Origin of the sequence: Streptomyces profundus (assembly GCF_020740535.1) — a bacterium.
GTDB classification, from domain to species: Bacteria; Actinomycetota; Actinomycetes; order Streptomycetales; family Streptomycetaceae; genus Streptomyces; species Streptomyces profundus.
In genome coordinates this window covers 5,577,501-5,603,040 of sequence record NZ_CP082362.1, presented here as the reverse complement: position 1 = coordinate 5,603,040, position 25,540 = coordinate 5,577,501, and the positions used below count along the sequence as shown (strand labels likewise).

The window sequence follows — 25,540 nt, the reverse complement described above, 5'->3', positions numbered from 1 at the left end:
GCGCGGGCGCGCCCGACAGCCCGCTCATCCGCCGAGCGCCCGCCCACCAGCCGTGACCAGCACCGCGGCCCCGATCACCACCAGGAAGGGGGCACGCAGCAACAGCGCCACCCCGGCCGCGGTGATCCCCGCCACCCTGGCGTCGAGCACCAGCGCCCCGTTGCCGTCGTCCACGGTCTGGAGGGCGGTGAGCGCGGCCAGCAGCGCCACCGGAAGCAGCGCGGCGAGCCGGCGCACCACGGGGCGCTCCAAGGACGCCGGTGGGATCGAGAGGCCGAGCAGCTTGGCCAGATAGCAGCCGGCCGCGGTGAGGCCGATGGCGATCCAGGTGGTCACGGCGCCACCTCCGGCGCCTCGGCCCGCTCGCCGGCCGGTCCTGCGCCCGTCCCGCCGCCCCTTCGGGCCGCGACGACCAGCACCAGCGGAGCGGCGAGCGCGGCCACCAACACCGGCACCCCGGAGGGCAGTACCGGCAGGCAGACCAGGGCAAGCACCACGGCGAGGGCGGCGGTCGCCCGCTCGCCCGCGGTCCGCAGCATGGGGGCCAGCAGTGCCAGGAAGACCGCGGGCGAAGCGGCGTCAAGTCCCCAGGCGTCGGGGTCGCCGATCGAGTCGGCACCGACGGCCCCCAGCAACGTGGTCACGTTCCAGCAGACGAAGAGCGTGACGCCGCTGACGACGAAGCCCAGCCTGGCCAGCCGGGGGCCGGGTTGGGCCAGGGCCACCACCGAGGTCTCGTCGATCACCCAGTGCGCCGCCAGCGGGCGTATCCGACGGGGCAACCGCAGCAGCGAGGAGAGGCGCAGCCCGTAGAAGCAGTTGCGGACCCCGAGGAAGAACGCGCCGGCCGCCGCCGTTACCGGGCTCCCGCCCGCCGCCAACGCGCCGACCAGCGCGAACTGGGACGCGCCGGTGAAGACGAGGAGGCTGAGCACACAGGCCTGAGGCACGCTCAGCCCGTTGGTCGCGGCGGTGATACCGAAGGCGAAGCCGGAGATCCCCACGGCGAGGCCCACGCCGAGGGCGTCCCTGACCGTGGCGCGGCGCTCCTCCACGGTCGGCTGGTCTGTCAGGTTTTCCATCACGGATGAACGTTATGCGCCCGGATCATTCTGTTTCTTGTACGTTCTTGCGCCTCGGGGCCAGGTCCGGACCGGGCACCGTCGCGCGGCGTTCCCGCTGATAGGCCCCGGGCGCCACCCCCACGGTGCGCCGGAAGTGCCGGTGGAGATGGGACTGGTCGGTGAAGCCGACGGCGAGCGCCACATCGGCGGGACGCACCCCGATGTCCAGCAACTCCCTGGCCCGGTGGACTCTGGCGTCCGTCAGCCAGGCGTGCGGCGGCATCCCGTACCGCTCGCGGAAGGCCCGCAGCAGGGCGAAGGGGCTGGTGCCCAGCTCCGTGGCCAACCGCTCCAGCGTGGGCGGCCGGTCCATCCGCTCCAGCAGGCACTCCCGGGCGCGTTTCGCCAGGCGCGCGCCTGCCTGGCGCTTCACCCGCTGAGGGCGCGCGCCACCGGCGGTCAGCAGCAGTCGTGCGACGGTCAGCCGCAGAAGGCTGTCGGCGGCCAGGGCGTTCCCCTCCTCGGTGGCCCGCAGCACCCGCCCGACCAGCCCCACCGCCTCCGGATCGTGCACCACGGGATCGGTGAACCAGGCGGCCCCCCGCAGCCCGACCACCTCGGCCGCGATCGCGTCCACCACCTCGGGCGCGGGGTAGAGGGCGCCGTAGGCCCACCCCTCCGGCACCCCGGCGTGGCCGGTGTGCGGAACACCCGGGTTGATCATCACCAACCCGCCGACCCCGGCGCGCTCCACCGTTCCCCCGTGGTGGAACGCCTCCACGCCCTGGGTGATCCCCGCGATCACAAAGGTGCGGTGGGTGTGCCGGATGAAGGTCCGCCGCACATAGCGGGCCCGCAGGAGGTCAACCCCGGGGAGTTCCGGGGCCAGCCAGTGCCGGGCCGTCTCCCGCCCGGGCTCGGAGGAGGTCATGGCCGCCATTGTGCGTCGCTGTCAGTGGTCGGGTGCACGATGGGCCCATGAACAGACGGAGCACCCCGGGGTCGAGCACCGTGCTCGACGGCTTCTCCCCGGCCACCAGGGCGTGGTTCACACACGCCTTCCACGCGCCCACGGCCGCGCAGGAGGGTGCGTGGCGGGCCATCCGGGAGGATTCCGACGCGCTGGTGGTCGCTCCCACAGGCTCGGGGAAGACCCTCGCCGCCTTCCTCGCCTCGCTCGACCAGCTCGCCGCCACGCCGCCGCCGGCCGAGCCGCACAAGCGCTGCCGGGTGCTCTATGTCTCACCGCTCAAGGCCCTCGCGGTGGATGTGGAGCGCAATCTGCGCAGCCCGCTCACGGGCATCAGGCAGGAGTCGGCCCGGCTCGGCCTCCCCGAGCCGGACATCCGGGTCGGCATCCGCACCGGGGACACCCCGGCGGCGGACCGCCGCTCGCTGGCCAGGCGCCCTCCCGACATCCTGATCACCACGCCCGAGTCGCTCTTCCTGATGCTCACCTCGGCCGCCAGAGAGGCCCTCTCCGGCGTGGAGACGGTCATCCTGGACGAGGTGCACGCCGTCGCCGGCACCAAGCGCGGCGCCCATCTGGCGCTCTCCCTCGAACGGCTGGACGCCCTGCTCCCCCGCCCGGCGCGCCGGATCGGGCTCTCCGCCACGGTCCGCCCGGTCGACGAGGTCGCGCGCTTCCTCTCCCCGCAGCGCAAGGCCACGGTGGTACAGCCGCCCTCCGGCAAGGAGTTCCAGCTGTCGGTCGTCGTGCCGGTCCCCGACCTCGGGGAGCTGGGCGGCTCCCCGGTGCCGGACGCGGCCGGCTCGGACGATCGCCCCTCCATCTGGCCCTCGGTCGAGGAGCGCATCGTCGATCTGGTGCTGGCGCACCGCTCCACGATCGTCTTCGTCAACTCCAGGCGGCTGGCCGAGCGGCTGTGCAACCGAATGAACGAGATCGCCCATGAGCGATCCACCGGGGAAGCGCTGCCCGTCGACCACTCCCCGGCCGAGCTGATGGGCGGTTCGGGCGCCGGCACGGGCGCCCCCGCCGTGCTCGCCCGCGCCCACCACGGCTCGGTGGCCAAGGAGCAGCGGGCCGGCATCGAGGAGGATCTCAAGGCCGGCCGGCTGCCCGCCGTCGTCGCGACCTCCAGCCTGGAGCTGGGCATCGACATGGGCTCGGTCGATCTGGTGGTGCAGGTCGAGTCCCCGCCCTCGGTCGCCTCCGGGCTGCAACGGGTCGGCCGCGCGGGGCACCAGGTGGGCGCGGTCTCGGCCGGCGTGGTCTTCCCCAAGTACCGGGGCGATCTGGTGCAGTCGGCCGTGGTCACGGAGCGCATGCGGGTCGGAGCCATCGAGGCGCTGCGCGTCCCGGCCAACCCGCTGGACGTGCTGGCCCAGCAGATCGTCGCCATCACGGCGATGGATTCCTGGGACGTGGGCGAGCTGTTGGCGCTGGTGCGGCGGGCCGCCCCGTTCGCCGCGCTGCCCGAGTCCGCCTACCACTCGGTGCTGGACATGCTCGCCGGGCGCTATCCATCCGACGCCTTCGCCGAGTTGCGTCCCCGGCTGGTCTGGGATCGGGTGACGGGCACGATCCAGGGCCGGCCAGGCGCCCAGCGGCTCGCCGTCACCTCCGGCGGCACCATCCCCGACCGCGGTCTGTTCGGCGTCTTCCTCGCCGGTTCCGACCCCAGGCGGGGCGGCGGCCGGGTCGGCGAGCTGGACGAGGAGATGGTCTACGAGTCGCGCGTCGGCGACGTGTTCACCCTGGGCACCACCTCCTGGCGGATCGAGGACATCACACGGGATCGGGTCCTGGTCACCCCCGCCCCCGGCGTCCCCGGCCGGCTGCCGTTCTGGAAGGGCGACCAGCTCGGCAGGCCGCTGGAGTTGGGGCGCGCCCTCGGCGCCTTCCTCCGCGAGATCGGCGCCCTCGACGAGCGGGCCGCCCGCGCACGCCTGGCGGAGGCCGGGCTGGACGCGTGGGCGGTGGACAACGTCCTGTCCTATCTCGACGAGCAGCGCGTGGCCTGCGGCCATGTCCCGGACGACCGCACCATCGTGGTGGAGCGGTTCCGCGATGAGCTGGGCGACTGGCGGGTGGTGGTGCACTCCCCCTTCGGCGCCCAGGTGCACGCCCCCTGGGCGCTGGCGCTCGGCGCCCGGCTGAGCGAACGCCACGGCCTGGACGCCCAGGTGCTGCACGCCGACGACGGCATCGTGCTCCGCCTGCCGGACGCCGATCCGCTGTCCGCCGAGGCCGGCTGGGAGGAGGACGCCCCCGCCACCGGCCCGCCGGACGCCGCGTTCGACGACGGCCGCGCGCCGGTCGGCGCGAACGACGTGCTCTTCGAAGCCGCCGAGGTGGACCAGCTGGTCACCGAGCAGGTCGGCGGCTCGGCGCTGTTCGCCGCGCGCTTCCGGGAGTGCGCCGCCCGGGCGCTGCTGCTGCCCAGACGCGACCCGGGGCGCCGCACCCCGCTCTGGCAGCAGCGGCAGCGCGCCTCCCAACTGCTCTCCGTGGCCAGCGAGTTCGGCTCCTTCCCCATCGTTCTTGAGGCGGTCAGGGAGTGTCTGCAGGACGTCTTCGACGTGCCGGGTCTCGCCGAGCTGATGCGGGACATCGAGGCCCGCCGCGTCCGGCTGGTCGAGGTGACCACCCCCGATCCGTCCCCCTTCGCCCGCTCCCTGCTCTTCGGCTATGTCGCCCAGTTCCTCTACGAGGGCGACTCCCCGCTGGCCGAACGCCGCGCCGCGGCCCTGTCGTTGGACTCCCGGCTGCTGGCCGAGCTGCTGGGCCGCGCCGAGCTGCGCGAGCTGCTCGACCCCGAGGTGCTCGCCGAGCTGGAACGCGAGTTGGGCTGGCGCACGGAGGAGCGCCGTGTCTCGGACGCGGAGGGCGTCGCCGATCTGCTGCGGGTGCTCGGCCCGCTCACCGAGGAGGAGTTGGTCGAACGCGGTGCCCGGCGCGAGTGGGCCGAGGAGCTGGCGGCGGCCCGCCGGGCGCTGCCGGTGCGGATCGCCGGCGATCCGCACTGGGCGGCCATCGAGGACGCGGGCCGGCTGCGCGACGCCCTGGGCACCGCCCTGCCCGTCGGGGTCCCCGAGGCGTTCACCGAGCCGGTCGCCGACCCACTGGGCGATCTGCTGGCCCGGCACGCCCGCACCCACGGCCCCTTCACCTCGGCCCAGGCCGCCGCCCGGCTCGGCCTGGGCACGGCCGTCGCCGACGGGGCGCTACATCGGATGGCCGCCGAAGGCCGGCTGGTGCAGGGCGAGTTCCGCCCCGGGGCCAGCGGCCAGGAGTGGTGCGACCCCACGGTCCTCCGCCGGTTGAGACGCCGCTCGCTGGCGGCGCTCCGCCAGGAGGTGGAGCCGGTCGCCCCCGGCGTCCTGGCGGCCTTCCTCCCCACCTGGCAACACGCGGGAGCCGCCGCCGGCCGCGGGGAGCTGCGCGGCGTCGAGGGGCTGTCACGGGCCGTCGAGCAGCTCCAGGGAGCCTCCGTGCCGGCCTCCGCCCTGGAGCGGCTGGTGCTCCCCGCCCGGGTCTCCGGCTACACCCCGCAGATGCTGGATGAGCTGACCGCCTCGGGCGAGGTGGTGTGGGCCGGAGCCGGCGCCCTGCCCGGCAAAGACGGCTGGATCTCGCTGTTCCCGGCCGACACCGCGCCACTGCTGCTCCCCGCCCCGCATCCCCTGGAGTTGACGGAGGAGCACCGCGTGGTGCTGAGCGCGCTCGCCGGCGGATACGGGCTGTTCTTCCGTCAGATCGCCGACCAGGTCCGAGCGTTGGGTCTGGAGGCGTCCGAGGGAGCCCTGGCCGAGCGGGTGTGGGAGTTGGCCTGGTCCGGCCGGCTCACCAACGACACCCTCGGCCCGCTGCGCGCCCTCCTCGGCTCGGGCCGCACCGCCGGGTCCACGGCGCATCGCGCCAGGCGGGCCACCCCGCGTGGCCGCTACGGCGCCCTGGCCGTCGGCGCGGGCGGCGCGATGCGCCCCACCGCCTCGCGCGGCGGCCCCCCCACGGTGGCCGGGCGCTGGTCGCTGCTGCCGGAGCGGGAGGCCGATCCCACACTGCGCGCGCACGCGCTGGCGCGTACCCTGCTCGACCGGCACGGGGTGGTCACGAGGGGCGCGGTGGCCACCGAGGGCGTCGCCGGCGGCTTCTCGGCCGCCTATCGGGTGCTGTCCGTCTTCGAGGAGAACGGCCAGGCCAGACGCGGCTATGTGGTCGAGGGCCTGGGCGCGGCCCAGTTCGCGATGGACGGCGCGGTGGACCGGCTGCGGGCGATCGGCTCCGCCGCCGACCGCTCGACCGGCCAGGCCGCCCCCCGGGCGGTGCTGCTGGCCGCCGCCGATCCGGCGAACGCCTACGGCGCCGCGCTGCCCTGGCCGGAGCCGCCGCAGGGCGCGCGGCACAAGCCCGGGCGCAAGGCCGGCGCCCTGGTGGTGCTGGTGGACGGGGCGCTCACGCTCTATGTGGAGCGCGGCGGGCGCACGCTGCTCGCCTGGTCGGGTGGCGAGGGCCGGCCGGAGGCCGCCGAGGCCACGCTGCGGGCGGCGGCCGAGTCCCTGGCCCAGGCGGTGCGGGCCGGCGCCGTCGGCACCCTCACGGTGGAACGCGTCAACGGACAGCAGGCGCTCACGGACATGTGGTGGGTGGGCCTGCTGGAGAGCACGGGATTCCACGCGACACCGCGCGGTCTGCGGCTGCGCCGCTGAGCGCGGCGGGGCGGGCCGGAGCGGGGTAGGGAGAGCAGGAAACCGCCGGCACCACACACGACAACGGCCGGGGCATGAGCTCCGGCCGAGGCGCGTTGTGTGGTTGTCAGGCGGCGACCACGTCCACGGCCTCGGAAGGGGCCTTGATCGTGACGCGCTCTTCGGGACGGTGGGTGACGCTGGTGACACGCACCGGGTTCAGCATGGGACGCATCGGGGGCACCGTGTCACTCGCGGCGGACTGGGCCAGCTCGGCGAGGGACAGCTCATCGCTGACCTCCCGCATGAGCTCCGACATCCGCAGTTCGAGAGCGTCGCAGATGGCAGCCAGCAGCTCGGAGGAAGCCTCCTTCTGCCCACGCTCCACCTCGGAGAGGTACCCGAGGGACACGCGAGCGGAAGAGGACACTTCGCGCAGGGTGCGGCCCTGACGTTGGCGCTGCCGACGCAGCACGTCACCCAACAGGCGACGGAGCAGGATCATCGGTGGCTCCCTCCTCGGACCGTTGGCCTCGCTTGCTTCATGCCCCACCGTACCGCCTTGGACTCCCCCCGTGCGGGGAGCGATGTCTTGTTCACTCAGGGCTGCAAACATCCATCCTCTCCGTTCTGTTCCGTATCCTGACCCGCTTCGAAGTCCGCATGAATCAGCTCGTTGCGAAGCAGGGCGAGCACGGCCCGAACGCTGCCGGTGCGGATCGCCGCCCGGTCACCACGCAGATTCAACCGTTGAGCCACGACTCCCCCCATACGAGGCGCCGAAACCGCCACATGGACCGTGCCGACCGGCATTCCGTCCTGCTCCTCGGGACCGGCGACCCCGGTCGTCGCCAGCCCCCAGTCGGCGCCCAGCCGCTTCCGGACGCCGACGGCCAGCTGTCGCGCGACCTCCGCGTCCACCGCACCGCGCTCGGCGAGCAGGGTGGCGTCCACCCCCAGCACCTCCCGCTTCACCTCGGTGGCATACGCCGTGACCGAGCCGCGGAAGGCGCGGGACGCCCCGGGGACATCCGTGATCGCCGCCGCCACCAGGCCGCCGGTGAGCGACTCGGCCACGGCGAGCGTCTGCCCGCGCCCGAGCAGCATGCCCAGCACCTGCGCCGCCATCGGCGGCTCGTCGCGCACCCCGCTAGCGCCCATCGGCACGCTCCCTGGCCAGTCCTCGGCGCCGCAGGGTGACCGCCTGGCGCACGTAGTCGAGCCCCGTCGCGACCGTCAACACGACAGCCAACCCCATCACCCACCAGCGCAGGGTGGCCAGCGGGCCCGTGAGGACCAGTATGTACATGCCCACGGCGATGCCCTGGGCGAGCGTCTTGAGCTTGCCGCCCCGGCTGGCCGGGATGACGCCGTGCCTGATCACCCAGAACCGCATCAAGGTGATGCCCAACTCCCGGGCCAGGATGGTGGCGGTGACCCACCAGGGCAGCTCGGAGAGGAGCGAGAGGCAGATCAGCGCCGAGCCCATGATCGCCTTGTCGGCGATCGGGTCGGCGATCTTCCCGAAGTCCGTGACCAGGTTGTGGCGACGGGCCAGCTCCCCGTCGAAGAGGTCGGTGATCATGGCGATGGTGAAGGCCGCCCAGGCCAGCGAGCGCCAGGCCGGGTCATGCCCCCCCTCGGCGAACATCAACAGCACGAAACCCGGCACCAGCAGCAGCCGCACCATGGTCAGGATGTTGGCGATGTTCCACAATCCCGGCCCCGTGGGGGAACACTCCGGGTCCGCCGTCCGGCCGCCCCCCGCGGCCGAGGCCGGCGTGGATGTCACCTCCCCGCCCCCGAGGCACCGCCACCGGCCGCGGGCACGACCTCGGCGATCAGGTCGACGCCCTGCGACCCCACGATCTCGGCTGGCAGCAACTGACCGATCTTCGGCGCCTCTTCGGGCGCGCCGACCAGCAGGATCTGGCCGTCCGTCTCCGGCGCCTGGTGCGCCCCACGCCCGACGGCGAACACCTCGCCCGTGGCCGCGGACACATCCGTCTCGTCGTCCACGCCCAGGGACTCGACCAGCACCAGCGCAGACTCCCCCAGCCGCTCCTCGGCGCGCTGCGCGATCAGCTCGTCGGCGAGCTCCGAGACCCTGGCCAGCCGCTCGGCGACCTCCTCGGCGGGCAGCTTGTCGCTGAACCCCGCCGCCTCGGTACCGTCCTCGTCCGAGTATCCGAAGACGCCTATGGCGTCCAGCCTGGCCTCGGTGAGGAACCGCTCCAGCTCGGCCAGGTCGGCCGGTGACTCGCCGGGGAAGCCCACGATGAAGTTGGAGCGCACGCCGGCCTGCGGCGCCTTGCTCCTGATGGTCGCCAGCAGTTCGAGGAACCGGTCGGTGTCACCGAACCTGCGCATCGCGCGCAGCACGTCGGGCGCGGAGTGCTGGAACGAGAGGTCGAAGTACGGAGCGACCTTCTCGGTGCCGGTGAGCACGTCGATGAGGCCGGGGCGCATCTCGGCCGGCTGGAGGTAGCTGACCCGGATCCGCTCAAGGCCGTCCACCGAGGCCAGCTCGGGCAGCAGCGTCTCCAGCAGCCGGATGTCGCCCAGATCCTTGCCGTAGGAGGTGTTGTTCTCCGAGACCAGCATGATCTCCGAGACGCCCTGCTCCGCCAGCCACCTGGCCTCGTTCAGCACATCCGACGGCCGGCGGGAGATGAACGAGCCACGGAAGGACGGGATGGCGCAGAAGGTGCAGCGCCGGTCGCAGCCCGAGGCCAGCTTGACGGAGGCCACCGGGCTGCTGTCCAGCCGGCGGCGCAGCGGGGCGCGCGGGCCCGAGGCGGGCGCCAGGCCGTCGGGAAGGTCGCTGGGGGCGCCGTGCCCCGGCAGCGCGACCTCGGTGCCCTGCCGCTCGGCCGGGCTGATGGGCAGCAGCTTGCGCCGGTCCCGAGGGGCGTGCGGGGCGTGCGAACCGCCGGCCAGGATCGTGCCGAGGCGCTCGGAGATGTCGGCGTAGTCGTCGAAGCCCAGCACCGCGTCCGCCTCGGGCAGCGCCTCCGCGAGCTCCTTGCCGTAGCGCTCCGCCATGCAGCCGACCGCGACCACGGCCTGGGTGCGCTGCCCGGTGCCCTTCAGCTCGTTGGCCTCCAGCAGGGCGTCGACCGAGTCCTTCTTGGCGGCGTCGACGAAGCCGCAGGTGTTGACGACGGCGACCTCGGCCTCGGCCGCGTCGTCGACCAGGTCCCAGCCGTCAGCGGCCAGCCGGCCCGCCAGCTCTTCGGAATCCACCTCATTACGGGCGCATCCAAGGGTGACCAGGGCAACGGTGCGGCGTTCGGACATGCCCTCAAGCCTACTTCGTTCCCGGCGGCACGACCCGCGCGGGCCACCTGGCTCAGCCCTCCTCGGGATCGCCCAGCGTGTAGCTGAGCCGCTGCACCTGGCCCGACTCGAAAACGTCCTCGATCTCGCTGCCGTTGACATGCAGCTTGACGGCCCCGGCATTGCCGAGAACCAGGTCGATCTGCTCGTCGTCGGTGAAGGTCTCCGAGTCGCCGTCCTCCAGGACCCCCTCGAAGAGAAGCCGGCCGTTGCTGTCCTTGGCCGAGATCCAGCTGCTGCCGCCCTCGACGGAGGCCCGCACGGTGACCTTGTCGGCCGGAACCCCGGCCACCGCGCTCTCCGAGGGGGCCTCGGTCGGCGTGGGCACCTCGGGCCCGTTCTTCTCCGGGCCCTCACCGCCAGGCGAGTCCGCCCCCGGCGTCTCGGTGCGCTCGGCGACCGAGCCACCGCCGCCGTCGTCGTCCCCCTGGCTGAAGAAGGTGAACCCGACGAAGCCGATGACCACCGCTATCGCCGCGACCATCGCCGCCGTCCAGTTGGGGCGGCGCGGCTCGGGGCGGATGCGCTCGGCCTCGAACAACGGCCCCGAGGAGAGCGGCTGCGGATGGGTGTCCTGCTGGTCGTTGTACAGCTCGATCAGCTCGGCCGCGTCCAGGCCGACGGCCCTGGCCAACGTGCGGATATGACCGCGCGCGTAGACATCGCCACCGCAACGGGAGAAATCGTCGTTCTCGATGGCCTGAACGATCGGAATGCGCACACGTGTGGCCGAACTGACCTCGTCCACGGTCAGCTTTGCATCGATGCGCGCCTGCTGGAGGGTACGACCGACAGAAGGCCGGTCCTTGGCTTTGTCGTTGCCGTTGGACACGGGTGCGCCTTTCGAGCGTGAAGCCACCTGCTGTGCTTATAAGTCTAGGGGGGCCGGGAAAGGAACGGGCAACCGGGCGGGCAGCTTTTGTCCGCCAACAGGATGGCGCCCCTGAGGCTGCTACTCCCCCCGAATCAGCGCCAGCACACCATCCAACTCGTCGGGCTTGATCAACACGTCCCTGGCCTTGGACCCCTCGCTCGGCCCGACGACCCCCCGGGACTCCATCAGGTCCATCAGCCGTCCCGCCTTGGCGAAGCCCACCCGCAACTTGCGCTGGAGCATGGACGTGGACCCGAACTGGGTGGAGACCACCAGCTCGGCGGCCTGGCAGAGCAGATCCAGATCGTCGCCGATCTCCTCGTCGACCTGCTTGCGCTGCTTGGTCCCGGTGGTCACGTCCTCCCGGAAGGTCGGCGCCAGCTGCGCCTTGCAGTGCTCGACGGCCAGCGCCACCTCCTCCTCGGTGACAAAGGCGCCCTGCATCCGCACCGGCTTGTTGGCGCCCATCGGCAGGAAGAGCGCGTCGCCCTTGCCGATCAGCTTCTCCGCGCCCTGCTGGTCGAGGATCACGCGGCTGTCCGCCAGCGAGGAGGTGGCGAAGGCCAGCCGCGAGGGAACGTTGGCCTTGATCAGCCCGGTGACCACGTCCACGCTCGGACGCTGCGTCGCCAGGACCAGGTGGATGCCGGCCGCCCTGGCCAGCTGGGTGATTCGGACGATGGAGTCCTCCACGTCACGCGGAGCGACCATCATCAGATCGGCCAACTCGTCCACGATCACCAGGAGGTACGGATAGGGCGACAGCTCACGCTCGCTGCCCTCCGGCACGGACAGCTTGCCGGAGCGCACGGCGGCGTTGAAGTCGTCGATATGGCGATATCCGAACGCGGCGAGATCGTCGTAGCGCAGATCCATCTCCCGCACGACCCATTGGAGGGCCTCCGCCGCCCGTTTGGGATTGGTGATGATCGGCGTGATCAGATGAGGAATGCCCTCATAGGCCGTCAACTCGACCCGTTTGGGGTCCACCAGGACCAGCCGCACCTCCTCCGGCGTCGCCCGCATCATCACCGAGGTGATCAGGCAGTTGACACAGGACGACTTGCCGGAACCGGTGGCACCGGCCACCAGCATGTGCGGCATGCGTGCCAGATCCGCCATCACATAGCCGCCCTCGACGTCCTTGCCGAGAGCCACCAGCAGCGGATGCTCGTTCTCCACCGCGTCGGCCGTGCGCAGCACGTCGCCCAGGTTGACCATCTCCCGGTCGGTGTTGGGGATCTCGATGCCCACCGCCGACTTGCCGGGGATCGGGCTGATGATCCGAACATCGGGACTGGCCACCGCGTAGGCGATGTTCTTGGTGAGCGCCGTGATCTTCTCCACCTTGACGGCGGGCCCGAGCGCCACCTCGTAGCGGGTGACCGTCGGCCCCCGGGTGAAGCCGATCACCCGCGCGTCCACCTTGAACTCGCGGAACACCGTCGTGAGCGACTCCACGACCAGATCGTTGGCGGCGCTGCGGGAACGCCCGGGGCCGCCCCTGGTCAGCAGGTCGAGGGAGGGCAGCGCGTAGCCCACGTTCCCGGCGAGTTGAAGCTGCTCGGCCCGCGGCGGCAGGGCGGGGCTCGGCTCGGGCGCCGGCTTGGTCAGATCGGGCACCGCGCCCGACGAGGACTCCTCCTCCTGCCGAGGCCCAGGGGCGCCCTCCCCGGACTCGCGGGCCGCCTCCGAGGCCACCGAGGCCGATGCCGAGCCTTCCATGGCCCGACGCCGGTCGCTCGCCGAGATCCGGCTGCTGATGTCGGCCACCACGGGCGAGGGATGCACCCCGTGCAGCACGGCGGGATCGAGGGCCGCCGCCGCTGCCGCCGCCACCTCGATCGGATCGCTCCCCGAGCCCCTGGAGGCCCGGCGCTTCCCCCGGCGCCGGTCCGAGCCGCCGCTCAGGCCGCTCGCCGGGGCGCCCTGCCCCACGGCCCAGTCCGACTCCTCGGGCTCGTCGCCCTCGTCCCCGTAACGGTCGTCGGGCGTCGGCCGCGCCGGCACCCGACGACCGCCCCGACTCCGCCGCTCGACCGGGCGGTCGGCGAACGTGCCGTCCCGCTCGTCCTCGTCGCCGGCCCACAGGCCCACCCGGACCAGGCCCTGGCGCAGCCGCCGGTGGATGGCGTTCACGGGGGTCGCGGTGACCACCAGCAGCCCGAAGAGGGTCAACAGCACCAACAGGGCCATCGCCAACGGCTCGCCCATGGCGAGGATCAGGGGCCGGGACGCCGCCCAGCCGATGTGCCCCCCGGTGTCCCGCAACGCCTGCGCGCCCTCACTGCGCCCGGGCGCCCCGGTGAACACGTGCACCAGCCCCAGCACGCCGACCAGCAGCGCCGTCAGGCCGATGACGATCCGCCCGTTGGCCTCCTGCCGCTCCGGGTGGATGAAGAGCCGCACCGCCATGAAGCCCAGCATCAGGGGAAAGATCAGATCCAGCCGGCCAAGCGCCCCCGTGACCACCACCGTGACCAACTCGCCGACGGGACCTTCGGGATTGGACCAGGTACCGGCGAAGACGACCAGCGAGAGGCCGAGCAACAGCAGGGCGAGACCGTCCTTGCGGTGCGCGGGATCGAGCCCCTTGGCGCCACGCCCTATGCCGCGCAGCATCGCCCCGATCGGCCGCGCGATCCCGAGCCAGAGCGCCCTGACGACGCGCAGCGCCGCGTTCCTGGACGGTGGGGGCTTGGGCGGGGCCTTCTTCGCCGAGGGCTTCTTGGCCGCGCTCTTCCTGGCGGGCGCCGACTTCCTGGCTCCGCCGGCACGCGCGCCGGAGGAACCCTTGCCGGACGAGGATGGGGACATGAGGTGAGGCTACCGGGGTCCGCGTGCCTGAGCACGGAACACGTGCCACCGGCGACCCACCACCGCCGACGGGTGACGCCGCGTCACCCGCCCGGCCCGTCAACCCCGACGGGACTCCATGGACTTGGCCTCGCTGGTGCCCGGCTGGAGGGCGTCGAGCGCCCGGCGCAGGCCGGAGAGCTTCCGCTCCAGATGGGCCGCCGTCGAGACCGCGGCGCTGCCGCCCGACTCCGCCAACTCCTTGGAGAGCGCCTCCGCCTGCTCCTCGGCCGCGGCCAACCGGGCGGACAGCTCGGGCAGGAGCCCACCGGCACCGTGCTCGACGTCCGGATGGGCATGGCCGCCGTCCAACTCGCGCCGGAGCAACATGGCCTGCTCACGCAGCTGCACGTTCTTCATGTGCAGATCGACGAAGACGGAGACCTTGGCGCGCAGCACCCAGGGGTCGAACGGCTTGGAGATGTAGTCGACGGCGCCGGCCGCGTAGCCACGGAACGTGTGGTGGGGGCCGTGGTTGATCGCCGTGAGAAAGATGATGGGAATATCCCTGGTGCGCTCGCGACGCTTGATATGCGCCGCGGTCTCGAATCCGTCCATCCCCGGCATCTGCACATCCAGCAGGATGACCGCGAAATCCTCTGTGAGCAGCGCCTTGAGCGCTTCCTCCCCTGACGACGCCCGGACCAGTGTCTGATCGAGCGCTGAGAGGATGGCCTCCAGCGCAAGCAGATTCTCGGGCCGGTCATCGACCAGGAGGATCTTGGCCTTCTGCACCATGGCCCGTCCTCCTCGCCCCTGCGGCGCCGGTGAGCGCCGCCATCGTGGACGGCACCCTCACGCCGCCCGGTCCTTGCCGGACATGTTGACATCACCACGAGCGCTGGTGCCAGCAAGCCCGCCACGTCGCCCCAAACGTGCGACATTTCCGGAGACTCCCGCTGCTCACACGAGAGGCTGACAACGCTTCGGCTGTGCCTTCGACCGTACCGGCATTGCTCGTCCGCCCGTCCAGCAATCAGCAACGCGGGCACCGCGTGACCAGTACATCGCGCTGCGTCACGATAGCATGCACCCGGAAACCCCCGCGAACTGAACTGCACGCACTGCGAAAACGGTTGCTCCCCCCGGATAGTTCCACAGTCCGGGGGCCGGGCAACAGATCATTCCGAGTCGTTCACCCAGTGGCTCATCACGGAAAAGAGTTCGGCGACATCCACCGGCTTCGTCACGTAGGCGGAGGCGCCCGACTCGATCGTCTTGTCCAGATCACCCTTCATCGCCTTGGCCGTCAGGGCGATGATCGGCAGGTCGGCGAACTGCGGCATCCGACGAATGGCCTCCGTGGTCGCATAGCCATCCATCTCGGGCATCATGATGTCCATCAGTACCAACATCACATCCTCGTTGGACTCCAGCACCTCGATGCCCTCCCGCCCGTTCTCGGCGTAGAGCACCCGGACCCCGTTGTGTTCCAGAACACTGGTGAGTGCGAACACATTGCGCACATCGTCATCGACGATCAGCACCTTGCGGTCCTCGAAGTCCCGGTAGAAGTGCGGCAGATCGAAGCCCTCGGACGCGGTCTCCGGCGCGGCGTCGGACGGACCCTCCAGCAGGAAGCCGTTGGTCCCCTCCTGGAAGCGCTCCCGGTCGCGATGCCGCTTGGTGAGCGACTCGGCCGCCCGCTCCGCCGCCGCCGAGGCCCGGCGCCTGGCCCCGTCCTGGTCCTCCGCGACGGGCGGCGGGGCCGGCTGCTCCTCCTCGCCCGGCCGATCGTCCCCCGCCTCCTCGCTCGGCGCCGCCGGCAGCGCGTTGACGTGCTCCTTCGCGGCGGCCGGCAACGCCCGCCTGACGCCGGCGACCGCGCCGGCCCCGGTCGCCAACTGCCCGTAGCCGGGCGGCGGAAGCTCCGCCGGCTGCAACGGCAGGAACAGCGTGAACGTGGACCCCCGCCCGGGCTCGCTCGCCGCGTGGATCTCACCACCGAGCAGCCGGGCGATCTCCCGGCTGATCGACAGGCCGAGCCCCGTCCCGCCGTACTTCCGGCTGGTGGTGCCGTCGGCCTGCTTGAACGCCTCGAAGATCACCAGCATCTTGCTGGCCGCGATGCCGATCCCGGTGTCCGAAACCGCGAAGGCGATCAACGGCGCGTCGGCCGAGAGCACCGAGCCGTTCTCCAGCATCTGTTCCCTGATGACATCCGGCACCTCGCCGCCGGCCGGCCTGATCACCAGCTCAACGGACCCGGTCTCGGTGAACTTCACCGCGTTGGAAAGCAGGTTCCGCAACACCTGCAGAAGTCGCTGCTCATCGGTGTTGAGCGTGGCCGGCAGCTCCGGCGACACCCGCACCGAGAACTCCAGGCTCTTCTCCGCGGTCAACGGACGGAACGACGCCTCGATATAGTCCACCAGCTGCACCAACGCGATCCGGGTGGGGCTGACGTCCATCTTGCCCGCCTCGACCTTCGACAGGTCGAGAATGTCATTGATCAGCTGCAACAGATCCGAGCCGGCGCCATGAATGGTCTCGGCGAACTCCACCTGCTTCGGCGAGAGATTCCCCTCCGCGTTGTCCGCCAACAGCTTGGCCAGGATCAACAGCGAGTTCAACGGAGTACGCAGCTCATGCGACATGTTGGCCAGGAACTCCGACTTGTAGCGCATCGACACGGCCAACTGCTCGGCACGCTCCTGGAGACCCCGCCTGGCCTCCTCGATCTCGGAGTTCTTCACCTCGATATTACGGTTGGTCACGGCCAGCAGATCGGCCTTGTCCTTCAACTCCGCGTTGGACTCCTGAAGCGCCTTGCGCTGCCGCTCCAGCTCCTCCGAACGGTCCTGGAGCTGTTCCGCCAACTCCTGCGACTGCTCCAGCAACATCTCCGTCCGCGTATTGACGCTGATGGTGTTGACGCTGGTCGCGATCATCTCCGCCATCTGGCTGAGGAAGTCCCGCTCGATCTGCGTGAACGGCTTGAAGGACGCCAACTCCAGCACGCCGAGCACCCGATTCTCGAAGAGCACCGGCAACACGATCGCGTTGACCGGCGGCGCCTCCCCCAAACCCGAGGAGATCTTCAGATAACCGGGCGGCGTGGGCCCGACCTCGATAGGACGCCGCTCCTCTGCCGAGGTGCCGATCAACGACTCCCCCGGGCCGAACGACATCGCCTGGCTGCCCGCCGCGTACCCGTAGGACCCGATCATCCGCAGCTCGTAGTCACCGCCCTCGCCCGGACCCGCCACCACGTCCAGATCCCGGTCGGCCGGCACCGCGAGGAAGAACGCCCCGTGCTGTGCCGTGACCGCGGGCGCCAGCTCGCTCATGATCAGCCGCGCGACGTCCTTGAGATCACGCCGCCCCTGCATCAGGGCGGAGATCCGCGCCAGGTTGCTCTTCAGCCAGTCCTGCTCCTTGTTGGCCAGCGTGGCCTCACGCAGGTTGCTGATCATCGTGTTGACGTTCTCCTGCACCACCAGGATCTCGCCGGCCGCGTCCGTGTCGATCCGCACGCTGTGATCGCCCCTGGTCACGAACGTGGCGACCCGGGCGATGCCACGGACCTGACGGGTCAGGTTGCCCGCCATCTCGTTCACCGAGTCCGTGAGGTCCTTCCAGGTGCCGGCCACGCCCGGCACCCGCGCCTGGCCGCCCAACTGCCCCTCGGTACCCACCTCGCGCGCGACCTTGGTGACCTGCTCGGCGAAGAGGGAGAGCTGGTCCACCATCGTGTTGAGGGTGTCCTTCAGCTCCAGGATCTCGCCCCGCGCGTCGATGTCGATCTTCTTGGTCAGATCGCCCTTCGCGATCGCCGTGGTGACCATCGTGATGTTGCGCACCTGACCGGTCAGGTTGGACGCCATCGAGTTCACCGACTCGGTCAGGTCCTTCCAGGTGCCCGAGACCCCCGGCACCTTGGCCTGACCGCCGAGCCGGCCCTCCGTCCCCACCTCACGCGCCACCCGCGTCACCTCGGCCGCGAAGGACGACAGCGTGGTCACCATCCGGTTGACGGTGTCGGCCAGCCGGGCGACCTCGCCGCTCGCCTGCACGGTGACCTTCTTGGTGAGGTCCCCGTTGGCGACCGAGGTCGCGACCTCGGAGATGTCCCGCACCTGGCTGGTGAGGTTGCGGGCCATCAGGTTCACGTTGTCGGTCAGGTCCTTCCAGGTGCCGGAGACCCCCCGCACCTGGGCCTGACCGCCCAACTGCCCCTCGGTACCCACCTCGCGCGCCACCCGCGTCACCTGGTCGGCGAAGAGCGACAGCTGATCGACCATGGTGTTGACCGTGGTCACCAGCTCCAGGATCTCGCCCCGCGCGTCGACCGTGATCTTCTTGGTGAGATCGCCACGGGCGACCGCCGTGGTCACCTCGGCGATGTTCCGCACCTGCGAGGTCAGGTTGTTGGCCATGCTGTTGACGGACTGCGTGAGGTCCTTCCAGGTGCCGGAGACGCCATCCACCCGCGCCTGACCGCCGAGACGACCGTCGGTGCCCACCTCGACGGCGACCCGGGTGACCTGCTCGGCGAAGGAGGACAGCTGGTCCACCATCGTGTTGAGCGTCTCCTTCAACTCCAGGATCTCGCCCTTGGCGTCGACGGTGATCTTCTGCGACAGATCACCACGCGCCACCGCCGTGGCCACCCCGGCGATGTTCCGCACCTGATCGGTCAGATTCGACGCCATGCCATTGACGGAGTGCGTCAGATCCCGCCACACCCCGGCCACACCCGGAACCTGAGCCTGACCGCCGAGACGCCCCTCCGTGCCCACGTCACGCGCCACCCGCGTCACCTGGTCGGCGAACGAGGACAGCTGGTCGACCATCGTGTTCACGGTGTTCTTCAGCTCAAGGATCTCGCCCCGCGCGTCCACGTCGATCTTCTGCGACAGATCACCACGCGCCACCGCCGTCGTCACCTGCGCGATGTTCCGCACCTGATCCGTCAGGTTGTCCGCCATCTGGTTGACCGAGTTCGTCAGGTCCTTCCAGGTGCCCGAGACGCCGTCCACCCGCGCCTGGCCCCCGAGACGGCCCTCGATGCCGACCTCGGTCGAGACCCTGGTCACCTGCTCGGCGAACGACGAGAGCTGGTCCACCATGGTGTTCACGGTGTTCTTCAACTCCAGCATCTCGCCGGAGACATCCACCGTCACCTTCTGCGACAGATCACCCTTGGCCACTGCCGTCGTCACCTGCGCGATGTTCCGCACCTGGCCCGTGAGGTTGCGGAACGCCGTGTTGACGGAGTCCGTGAGGTCCTTCCAGGCCCCCGCCACCCCCAGCACCGACGCCTGACCGCCCAGCGCCCCCTCGTCACCGATCTCCCGCGCCACCCGCGTGACCTGGGACTGGAACGACGACAGCTGGTCCACCATGGTGTTCACGGTGTTCTTCAACTCCAGCATCTCGCCGGAGACATCCACCGTCACCTTCTGCGACAGATCACCGTTCGCCACCGCCGTCGTCACCTGCGCGATATCGCGCACCTGATCGGTGAGATTGCGGAACGCCGTGTTGACGGAGTCGGTCAGCTCCTTCCACCGACCCGAGACGCCCTGCACCCGCGCCTGGCTGCCCAGCGTGCCCTGGGTGCCGATCTCGACGGCCGCCGCCGTCACCTCGTCCGCGAACGCACGCAACGTGCCCGTCATCGCGTTGACCGTGTCCGCCAGCTGCGCCACCTCACCCCGGGCGCTCACCATGATCCGCTGCGAGAGGTCGCCGCCCGCCACCGCCGTGGTGACCCGGGCGATCTCCCGCACCTGGTCCGTGAGGTTGCCGGCCATCAGGTTGACCGAGTCCGTGAGGTCCTTCCACACCCCGGAGACACCGTCCACCCGCGCCTGGCCGCCCAACACACCCTCGGTGCCCACCTCCCTGGCCACCCGGGTCACCTCGGACTGGAACGACGACAGCTGGTCCACCATCGTGTTCACGGTGTTCTTCAGGTCCAGCATCTCGCCGGCCACATGCACCGTGACCTTGCGCCCCAGATCACCGTTGGCCACCGCCTTGGTGACCACGGAGATGTCCCGCACCTGCGCGGTCAGCCGGGAGGCCATCGTGTTGACGGAGTCCGTGAGGTCCTTCCAGGTGCCCGAGACACCCGGCACCCGGGCCTGGCCGCCCAACTTGCCCTCGGTGCCCACCTCGCTCGCGACCCGGGTCACCTCGTCGGTGAACTCCGACAGCTGATCGACCAGCCCGTTGACCGTCCGCCCCACCTTCAGGAACTCGCCCCGCAGCGGACGCCCGACCCCGGAATCCGACTGCGCCCGCAGATCCATCCGCTGCCGCAGATCGCCCTCGGCCACCGCCGTGAGCACCTGGCCCACCTCGGAGACCGGCCGCACCAGGTCCTCGACCAGGTCGTTCGCGTCGTCGATCGCCTTGGCCCAGGCCCCCTCGCAGAGGCCCGTCTCCATCCGCTCGGAGAGCTTGCCCTCCCGACCGACGACCCGCCGCACCCGCGCCAACTGCCCGGTGAGCTGGAGATTGCGCTCGGCGACATCGTTGTACACGGCGGCGATCTCGGCCATCGGCCCGTCGCCCGTCACCGTCAGCCGCTTGCGCAGATTGCCGTCCCGCATCGACTCCAGAGCCGAGAGCAGGCGGTTCAGCGCGGCGGCGTCCACCTCCACGGTGGCACCTCTGCCGGGCCGCGCCGCATGGCTGCGTCGCTGACCACGCGACACTGCTCCGTCAGACACCACTGTGTCCCTCCCACGGGGTCGATCATTTCGCCCGGCCGATCACATCGAGCCCTCCCAGTGTTTCACTCCGGAAGGACCGGGCGATAACAGTTCGGCAGCATCGCATACCACCGATTCCCAGCCGGGGGGAATTCGACGGATGCGGCGTCCGCACCACCGCCGGACGTCAGTAACCTGGGCACCCGAGCAGCCCACCGGGCACCCGCCCGTGCTGAGTACGACCTTTGGGGGAGTGACGTGATCACCGCGCGAGCTGCGGCCACCTTCGAGCCGGTTGGACGCTCGGTCGCGACCGCGCGGGGCTTCGTCCGCGACACCCTCCAGGGCTGGGGGCTCGCCGAACTGATCGAGGACGCCGTCGTCCTCACCAGCGAACTCGTCACCAACGCCGTCGTGCACGCGGGCACTTCCGCCGAGGTCCGTTGTCTCCGTGACAGCCGCGGCATCCGGATCGAGGTCGTCGACCGGCATCCGGAGCGCGAACTGCCCCTCGCCGAGGTCTCCAGGGGCCGCCTGGATCTCAACAGCGAGGGCGGACGCGGCCTCATGCTCTGCGCCGCCCTCGCCACCCGCTGGGGCGTCGACTACACGGCCGCGGACAAGTGCGTCTGGTTCCGCCTCGACCAACAGACCGTCCCCGTCGGCACCCGCGCCGCGGGCCCCGTCCTCCCCCTGGACGCCCTGCCCGTCAGCGACGCCCGGGTGCGGGTCGCCGTCGTCGAGGTCGACCGCGGCGACATGATCTCCCGCTGGAACGACGACGCCCAGCAGCTCTTCGGCTACACCGCGGAGCAGGTCGAGGGAAAGGCCCTGGCCGATCTCGCCGCCTGGCCCCAGACGCCCGGCACCGGCACCGGCATCGCCGAGGCCCTGGTGCTCTCGCGCTGGGAGGGCAGCTACGGTGTACGGGACGTCGAGGGCCGCACCGTGCCGGTCTACGCCTGCCACCTCAGGGTCAGGGACGCCCAGGGCGAGCCGTCCACGGTCTGCCTGATCGTCCGCGACCACGAACGCGCCATCCTGCAGAGCCCCGCCCGGCTGCCCGCCCACGGCAAGTCCACCGAAGGGCTGGATCGCGGCGGCGCCGACTCGCTGGACGCCCTCATCGGCTCCCCGCCCCCCGACGACCTCGACGGCCTCCTACAGCGCACCGTGGAGCGCGCCCGCGACATGCTCGACGGCGACGCGGCCTTCCTGCTGCTGGCCACGGACGACGAGACCGAGCTTGAGGTCCGCGCCACCACGGGCCTGCCCTCGGCGCGACAGCGCTTCGCCCGGGTCCCCGTCGAGACCGGCAGCGGGCGCTACGGCTCCGCGCGGATGCCGTCCGTCCACGAGGACCTCGCCACCTCCCCCGGCGCCGTGCCGCTGCTCTCCGGCACCGGCATGCACGCGGTGGTCATCGTCCCGCTGAAGGTCGAGGGCCGGCTCACCGGCTCGCTGGGCGTGGCCTCGGAGACCTCGGGCCGCTACAGCAACGAGGAGGCCCTGCGGCTGCAGTTCGCCGCCGACCGCATCGCCCTGGCCGTGGAGTCCGCCAGGCTCACCGAGCTGGAGCGGCTGCGCAGGGGATCCCTCGCCTTCCTCGTCGAGGCGTCCGAGCTGCTCGCCGGCACCCTGGACCGCAACCAGACGCTGGCGCTGATGGCCCAGATGACGGTGCCCACCCTCGCGACCTGGTGTGCCGTCTACACCATCCCCGAACCGGGGTCCGAGCCCGTGCTGTCCTATGTGCTGCACGAGGACGAGGACCGCATCGACGGCATCAAGGCCCTGTTGGAGCGCGTCGAGCCCCCCGCGCCGGATCTCACGCTGGGCGTGCGCCCCTGGCACGCGCCCTCCGACGCGGCGCGCAACACCGCGCTACGCACCTCCCTGCGCAGCCTCGCGCTCGGCGGACGCCCCAGCTACCAGACGCCGGGCACCAGCCTGGCCACCGCCTCAGCCGTGGGCGGAGAGACGGTGGTACTGCCGCTGGTCGCCCGCAACCGCGTCATCGGACTGCTGGCCCTGGGCAAGCCCACGGACGAGCGCTTTCGCCAGGACATCCTGGAGCTGGCCGAGGATCTCTCCCGCCGAGCGGCGCTCGCGCTGGACAACGCCAGGCTCTACAGCGAGCGCACCGCCATCAGCCAGTCGCTGCAACGGAGCCTGCTGCCCCCGGAGTTGCCCGATATCGACGGAGTGGACGTGGAGGTCATCTACCGCGCCGCCGGCGAGGGCAACGAGGTGGGCGGCGACTTCTACGACGTCTTCCCGATCCGCGAGGGCGTCTACGGCTTCGCCATCGGGGACGTGTGCGGCACGGGCCCCGAGGCGGCCGCGGTGACCGGCCTCGCCCGGCACGCGCTGCGCCTGCTGGCCCGAGAGGGCCTCGGCGGCCCCGCGGTGCTGGAGCGGCTGAACGCGGCCATCCTGGAGGAAGGCCCTCGGGCACGCTTCCTCACCCTGCTCTACGGGGAGTTGTGGCCGCAGCCCTCCGGCGGCGCCCTGCTCAAGATGGTGTGCGCCGGGCATCCGCTGCCGCTGCGCCTGTCCCCGGACGGCACGGTCGAGTCGGCAGCCAGCCCGCAGCCGCTGCTGGGCGTGATGGACGATCTGGAGCTGTTCGAGCAGACGGCCGCCCTCGACCCGGGTGACGTGCTGTTGTGTGTCACCGACGGAGTGACCGAACGCCGCGAGGGCACCCGCATGTTGGGCGACGACGGCCTGGCCGATGTGTTGAGCAACTGCACGGGGCTGACGGCGGGTGCGGTCGCGGCCCGCGTGCTGCGCGCGGTGGAACGCTTCGCCAGTGACGCTCCCTCGGACGACATGGCCATTCTGACGCTGCGTATCCCGGAGTAGCGGCGGGCGGCCCCCGTCCCGTGGGGCCGCCCGGTGCGCGGAGAACGAGACAACAAAAAACCCCCGCCAGAAGCGAGGGTTGATAATGAATGAGCCCCAAAACGGAATCGAACCGTTGACCTTCTCCTTACCATGGAGACGCTCTGCCGACTGAGCTATTGGGGCGATATGTCCGGCGGCGACCTACTCTCCCACACGGTCCCCCATGCAGTACCATCGGCGCTGAAGAGCTTAGCTTCCGGGTTCGGAATGTAACCGGGCGTTTCCTCTCCGCCATGACCACCGGAACCCTATAAAAAGGCGTGGCCAAACAACGAAAATTTACAGTGGACGCGAGCATCTATGGACAAGCCCTCGGCCTATTAGTACCGGTCAACTCCACCTATCACTAGGCTTCCATCTCCGGCCTATCAACCCTGTGGTCTACAGGGAGCCTTACCCCATCAAGTGGGTGGGAGTCCTCATCTCGAAGCAGGCTTCCCGCTTAGATGCTTTCAGCGGTTATCCCTCCCGAACGTAGCCAACCAGCCATGCCCTTGGCAGAACAACTGGCACACCAGAGGTTCGTCCGTCCCGGTCCTCTCGTACTAGGGACAGCCCTTCTCAAGACTCCAACGCGCGCAGCGGATAGGGACCGAACTGTCTCACGACGTTCTAAACCCAGCTCGCGTACCGCTTTAATGGGCGAACAGCCCAACCCTTGGGACCAACTCCAGCCCCAGGATGCGACGAGCCGACATCGAGGTGCCAAACCATCCCGTCGATACGGACTCTTGGGGAAGATCAGCCTGTTATCCCCGGGGTACCTTTTATCCGTTGAGCGACGGCGCTCCCACAAGCCACCGCCGGATCACTAGTCCCTGCTTTCGCACCTGCTCGACCCGCCAGTCTCACAGTCAAGCTCCCTTGTGCACTTACACTCACCACCTGATAACCAACCAGGCTGAGGGAACCTTTGGGCGCCTCCGTTACTCTTTAGGAGGCAACCGCCCCAGTTAAACTACCCACCAGACACTGTCCCCGATCCGGATCACGGACCCAGGTTAGACATCCAGCACGATCAGAGTGGTATTTCAACAATGACTCCACCCAAGCTGGCGCTTGAGCTTCACAGTCTCCCACCTATCCTACACAAACCGAACCGAACACCAATATCAAGCTATAGTAAAGGTCCCGGGGTCTTTCCGTCCTGCTGCGCGAAACGAGCATCTTTACTCGTAATGCAATTTCACCGGGCCTATGGTTGAGACAGCCGAGAAGTCGTTACGCCATTCGTGCAGGTCGGAACTTACCCGACAAGGAATTTCGCTACCTTAGGATGGTTATAGTTACCACCGCCGTTTACTGGCGCTTAAGTTCCCAGCTTCGCCACACCGAAATGTGACTAACCAGTCCCCTTAACGTTCCAGCACCGGGCAGGCGTCAGTCCGTATACATCGCCTTACAGCTTCGCACGGACCTGTGTTTTTAGTAAACAGTCGCTTCTCGCTGGTCTCTGCGGCCACCCCCAGCTCAGACAGCAAAGTGTCATCACCAGAAGAGGCCCCCCTTCTCCCGAAGTTACGGGGGCAATTTGCCGAGTTCCTTAACCATAGTTCACCCGAACGCCTCGGTATACTCTACCTGACCACCTGAGTCGGTTTAGGGTACGGGCCACCATGAAACATCGCTAGAGGCTTTTCTCGACAGCATAGGATCATCCACTTCACCACAATCGGCTCGGCATCAGGTCTCACCCACAATGTTGCACGGATTTACCTGCACAACGGGCCACACCCTTACCCCGGGACAACCACCGCCCGGGCTGGACTACCTTCCTGCGTCACCCCATCACTCACCTACTACCCCCTCGGGTCACCGGCTCCACCACTCTGGATCACCTCGAAAGGATCACCAGCGGCTTCACGGGCTTAGCATCAGAAGATTCAGCGTTGGCGCTCCATAGCGGGTACCGGAATATCAACCGGTTATCCATCGACTACGCCTGTCGGCCTCGCCTTAGGCCCCGACTTACCCTGGGCAGATCAACTTGACCCAGGAACCCTTAGTCAATCGGCGCACACGTTTCTCACGCATGTATCGCTACTCATGCCTGCATTCTCACTCGTGAACCGTCCACAACACGTTTACACGGCTGCTTCACCCAGCACACGACGCTCCCCTACCCACCACACACAAGTGCAGTGACACGACTTCGGCGGTGTACTTGAGCCCCGCTA

At 70.1% G+C, this 25,540-nt stretch carries 13 protein-coding genes, 1 tRNA gene and 2 rRNA genes (1 of these 16 running past the window's edge); 2 read left to right on the top strand and 14 right to left on the bottom strand.

Going from position 1 to position 25,540, the window contains the following annotated elements; translation table 11 throughout:
* Nucleotides 1-24 precede the first annotated feature (24 nt).
* The 3 genes from K4G22_RS24705 to K4G22_RS24695 are packed head-to-tail and all read right to left on the bottom strand — an operon-like array spanning nucleotide 25 to nucleotide 1,995.
* Nucleotides 25-336 (bottom strand): AzlD domain-containing protein, encoded by a 312-nt coding sequence (locus K4G22_RS24705; protein WP_228082536.1) that lies wholly within the window; start codon nucleotides 334-336, stop codon nucleotides 25-27.
* Entirely contained in the window at nucleotides 333-1,082 is a 750-nt protein-coding gene (locus K4G22_RS24700) for an AzlC family ABC transporter permease (protein ID WP_228082535.1), read from the bottom strand. Before K4G22_RS24700 ends, K4G22_RS24705 begins: the two co-directional genes overlap by 4 nt.
* A 25-nt stretch (nucleotides 1,083-1,107) precedes the next feature.
* Complete coding sequence (locus K4G22_RS24695) at nucleotides 1,108-1,995, bottom strand: helix-turn-helix transcriptional regulator (RefSeq protein ID WP_228082534.1); 888 nt, start codon at nucleotides 1,993-1,995, stop codon at nucleotides 1,108-1,110.
* Between the two features lie 47 nt (nucleotides 1,996-2,042).
* On the opposite strand from K4G22_RS24695, the gene K4G22_RS24690 reads away from it, so the two are divergent.
* Entirely contained in the window at nucleotides 2,043-6,740 is a 4,698-nt protein-coding gene (locus K4G22_RS24690; RefSeq protein WP_228082533.1) for an ATP-dependent helicase, read from the top strand.
* Nucleotides 6,741-6,846: 106 nt separating this feature from the next.
* On the opposite strand, the gene K4G22_RS24685 is transcribed toward K4G22_RS24690, so the two are convergent.
* The 8 genes from K4G22_RS24685 to K4G22_RS24650 form a co-directional block, all read right to left on the bottom strand.
* On the bottom strand, nucleotides 6,847-7,224 hold the full coding sequence (locus K4G22_RS24685; RefSeq protein ID WP_062218255.1) for a helix-turn-helix domain-containing protein: 378 nt from the start codon (nucleotides 7,222-7,224) through the stop codon (nucleotides 6,847-6,849).
* 95 nt (nucleotides 7,225-7,319) lie between these two features.
* Nucleotides 7,320-7,880, bottom strand: coding sequence for a CinA family protein (locus K4G22_RS24680; protein ID WP_228082532.1), 561 nt, complete (start codon nucleotides 7,878-7,880; stop codon nucleotides 7,320-7,322).
* A complete protein-coding gene (pgsA, locus tag K4G22_RS24675) occupies nucleotides 7,870-8,511 on the bottom strand; it encodes a CDP-diacylglycerol--glycerol-3-phosphate 3-phosphatidyltransferase (RefSeq protein ID WP_228082531.1) in 642 nt (213 codons plus the stop codon). The genes K4G22_RS24680 and pgsA overlap by 11 nt, the downstream gene beginning before the upstream one ends.
* Nucleotides 8,508-10,019 carry a 30S ribosomal protein S12 methylthiotransferase RimO gene (rimO, locus tag K4G22_RS24670; protein ID WP_228082530.1) on the bottom strand — a complete coding sequence of 504 codons (1,512 nt, stop codon included), beginning with the start codon at nucleotides 10,017-10,019 and terminating at the stop codon, nucleotides 8,508-8,510. The genes pgsA and rimO overlap by 4 nt, the downstream gene beginning before the upstream one ends.
* 52 nt (nucleotides 10,020-10,071) lie before the next feature.
* Nucleotides 10,072-10,890: a helix-turn-helix domain-containing protein gene (locus tag K4G22_RS24665; RefSeq protein ID WP_228082529.1), complete on the bottom strand. Its 819-nt coding sequence runs from the start codon at nucleotides 10,888-10,890 to the stop codon at nucleotides 10,072-10,074.
* Nucleotides 10,891-11,010: 120 nt separating this feature from the next.
* On the bottom strand, nucleotides 11,011-13,749 hold the full coding sequence (locus K4G22_RS24660; protein WP_228082528.1) for a DNA translocase FtsK: 2,739 nt from the start codon (nucleotides 13,747-13,749) through the stop codon (nucleotides 11,011-11,013).
* Nucleotides 13,750-13,848: 99 nt separating this feature from the next.
* The gene (locus tag K4G22_RS24655) at nucleotides 13,849-14,526 is read right to left on the bottom strand and encodes a response regulator (protein WP_228082527.1); all 678 of its coding nucleotides are present in this window, start codon (nucleotides 14,524-14,526) and stop codon (nucleotides 13,849-13,851) included.
* Nucleotides 14,527-14,909: 383 nt separating this feature from the next.
* Complete coding sequence (locus K4G22_RS24650) at nucleotides 14,910-20,396, bottom strand: HAMP domain-containing protein (RefSeq protein ID WP_425336807.1); 5,487 nt, start codon at nucleotides 20,394-20,396, stop codon at nucleotides 14,910-14,912.
* Nucleotides 20,397-20,711: 315 nt separating this feature from the next.
* Here K4G22_RS24650 and K4G22_RS24645 point away from each other — a divergent pair, with 315 nt between their 5' ends.
* Nucleotides 20,712-23,321: a SpoIIE family protein phosphatase gene (locus K4G22_RS24645; protein ID WP_228082526.1), complete on the top strand. Its 2,610-nt coding sequence runs from the start codon at nucleotides 20,712-20,714 to the stop codon at nucleotides 23,319-23,321.
* A gap of 92 nt (nucleotides 23,322-23,413) precedes the next feature.
* Here K4G22_RS24645 and K4G22_RS24640 read toward each other — a convergent pair.
* The 3 genes from K4G22_RS24640 to K4G22_RS24630 all read right to left on the bottom strand — a co-directional run.
* Nucleotides 23,414-23,486: transfer RNA gene (locus tag K4G22_RS24640), tRNA-Thr, on the bottom strand.
* Between the two features lie 5 nt (nucleotides 23,487-23,491).
* Nucleotides 23,492-23,608, bottom strand: a 5S ribosomal RNA gene (gene rrf, locus K4G22_RS24635).
* A 55-nt stretch (nucleotides 23,609-23,663) separates the two neighbouring features.
* Nucleotides 23,664-25,540, bottom strand: a 23S ribosomal RNA gene (locus K4G22_RS24630); it runs 1,236 nt beyond the window's last position.

Excerpts from the sequence above, each read along its gene's own strand:
- K4G22_RS24700 (WP_228082535.1), bottom strand. The coding sequence starts at position 1,082 with ATGGAAAACCTGACAGACCAGCCGACCGTGGAGGAGCGCCGCGCCACG.
- K4G22_RS24695 (WP_228082534.1), bottom strand. The coding sequence starts at position 1,995 with ATGACCTCCTCCGAGCCCGGGCGGGAGACGGCCCGGCACTGGCTGGCC.
- K4G22_RS24690 (WP_228082533.1), top strand. The coding sequence starts at position 2,043 with ATGAACAGACGGAGCACCCCGGGGTCGAGCACCGTGCTCGACGGCTTC.
- K4G22_RS24685 (WP_062218255.1), bottom strand. The coding sequence starts at position 7,224 with ATGATCCTGCTCCGTCGCCTGTTGGGTGACGTGCTGCGTCGGCAGCGC.
- K4G22_RS24680 (WP_228082532.1), bottom strand. The coding sequence starts at position 7,880 with ATGGGCGCTAGCGGGGTGCGCGACGAGCCGCCGATGGCGGCGCAGGTG.
- rimO (WP_228082530.1), bottom strand. The coding sequence starts at position 10,019 with ATGTCCGAACGCCGCACCGTTGCCCTGGTCACCCTTGGATGCGCCCGT.
- K4G22_RS24660 (WP_228082528.1), bottom strand. The coding sequence starts at position 13,749 with ATGTCCCCATCCTCGTCCGGCAAGGGTTCCTCCGGCGCGCGTGCCGGC.
- K4G22_RS24655 (WP_228082527.1), bottom strand. The coding sequence starts at position 14,526 with ATGGTGCAGAAGGCCAAGATCCTCCTGGTCGATGACCGGCCCGAGAAT.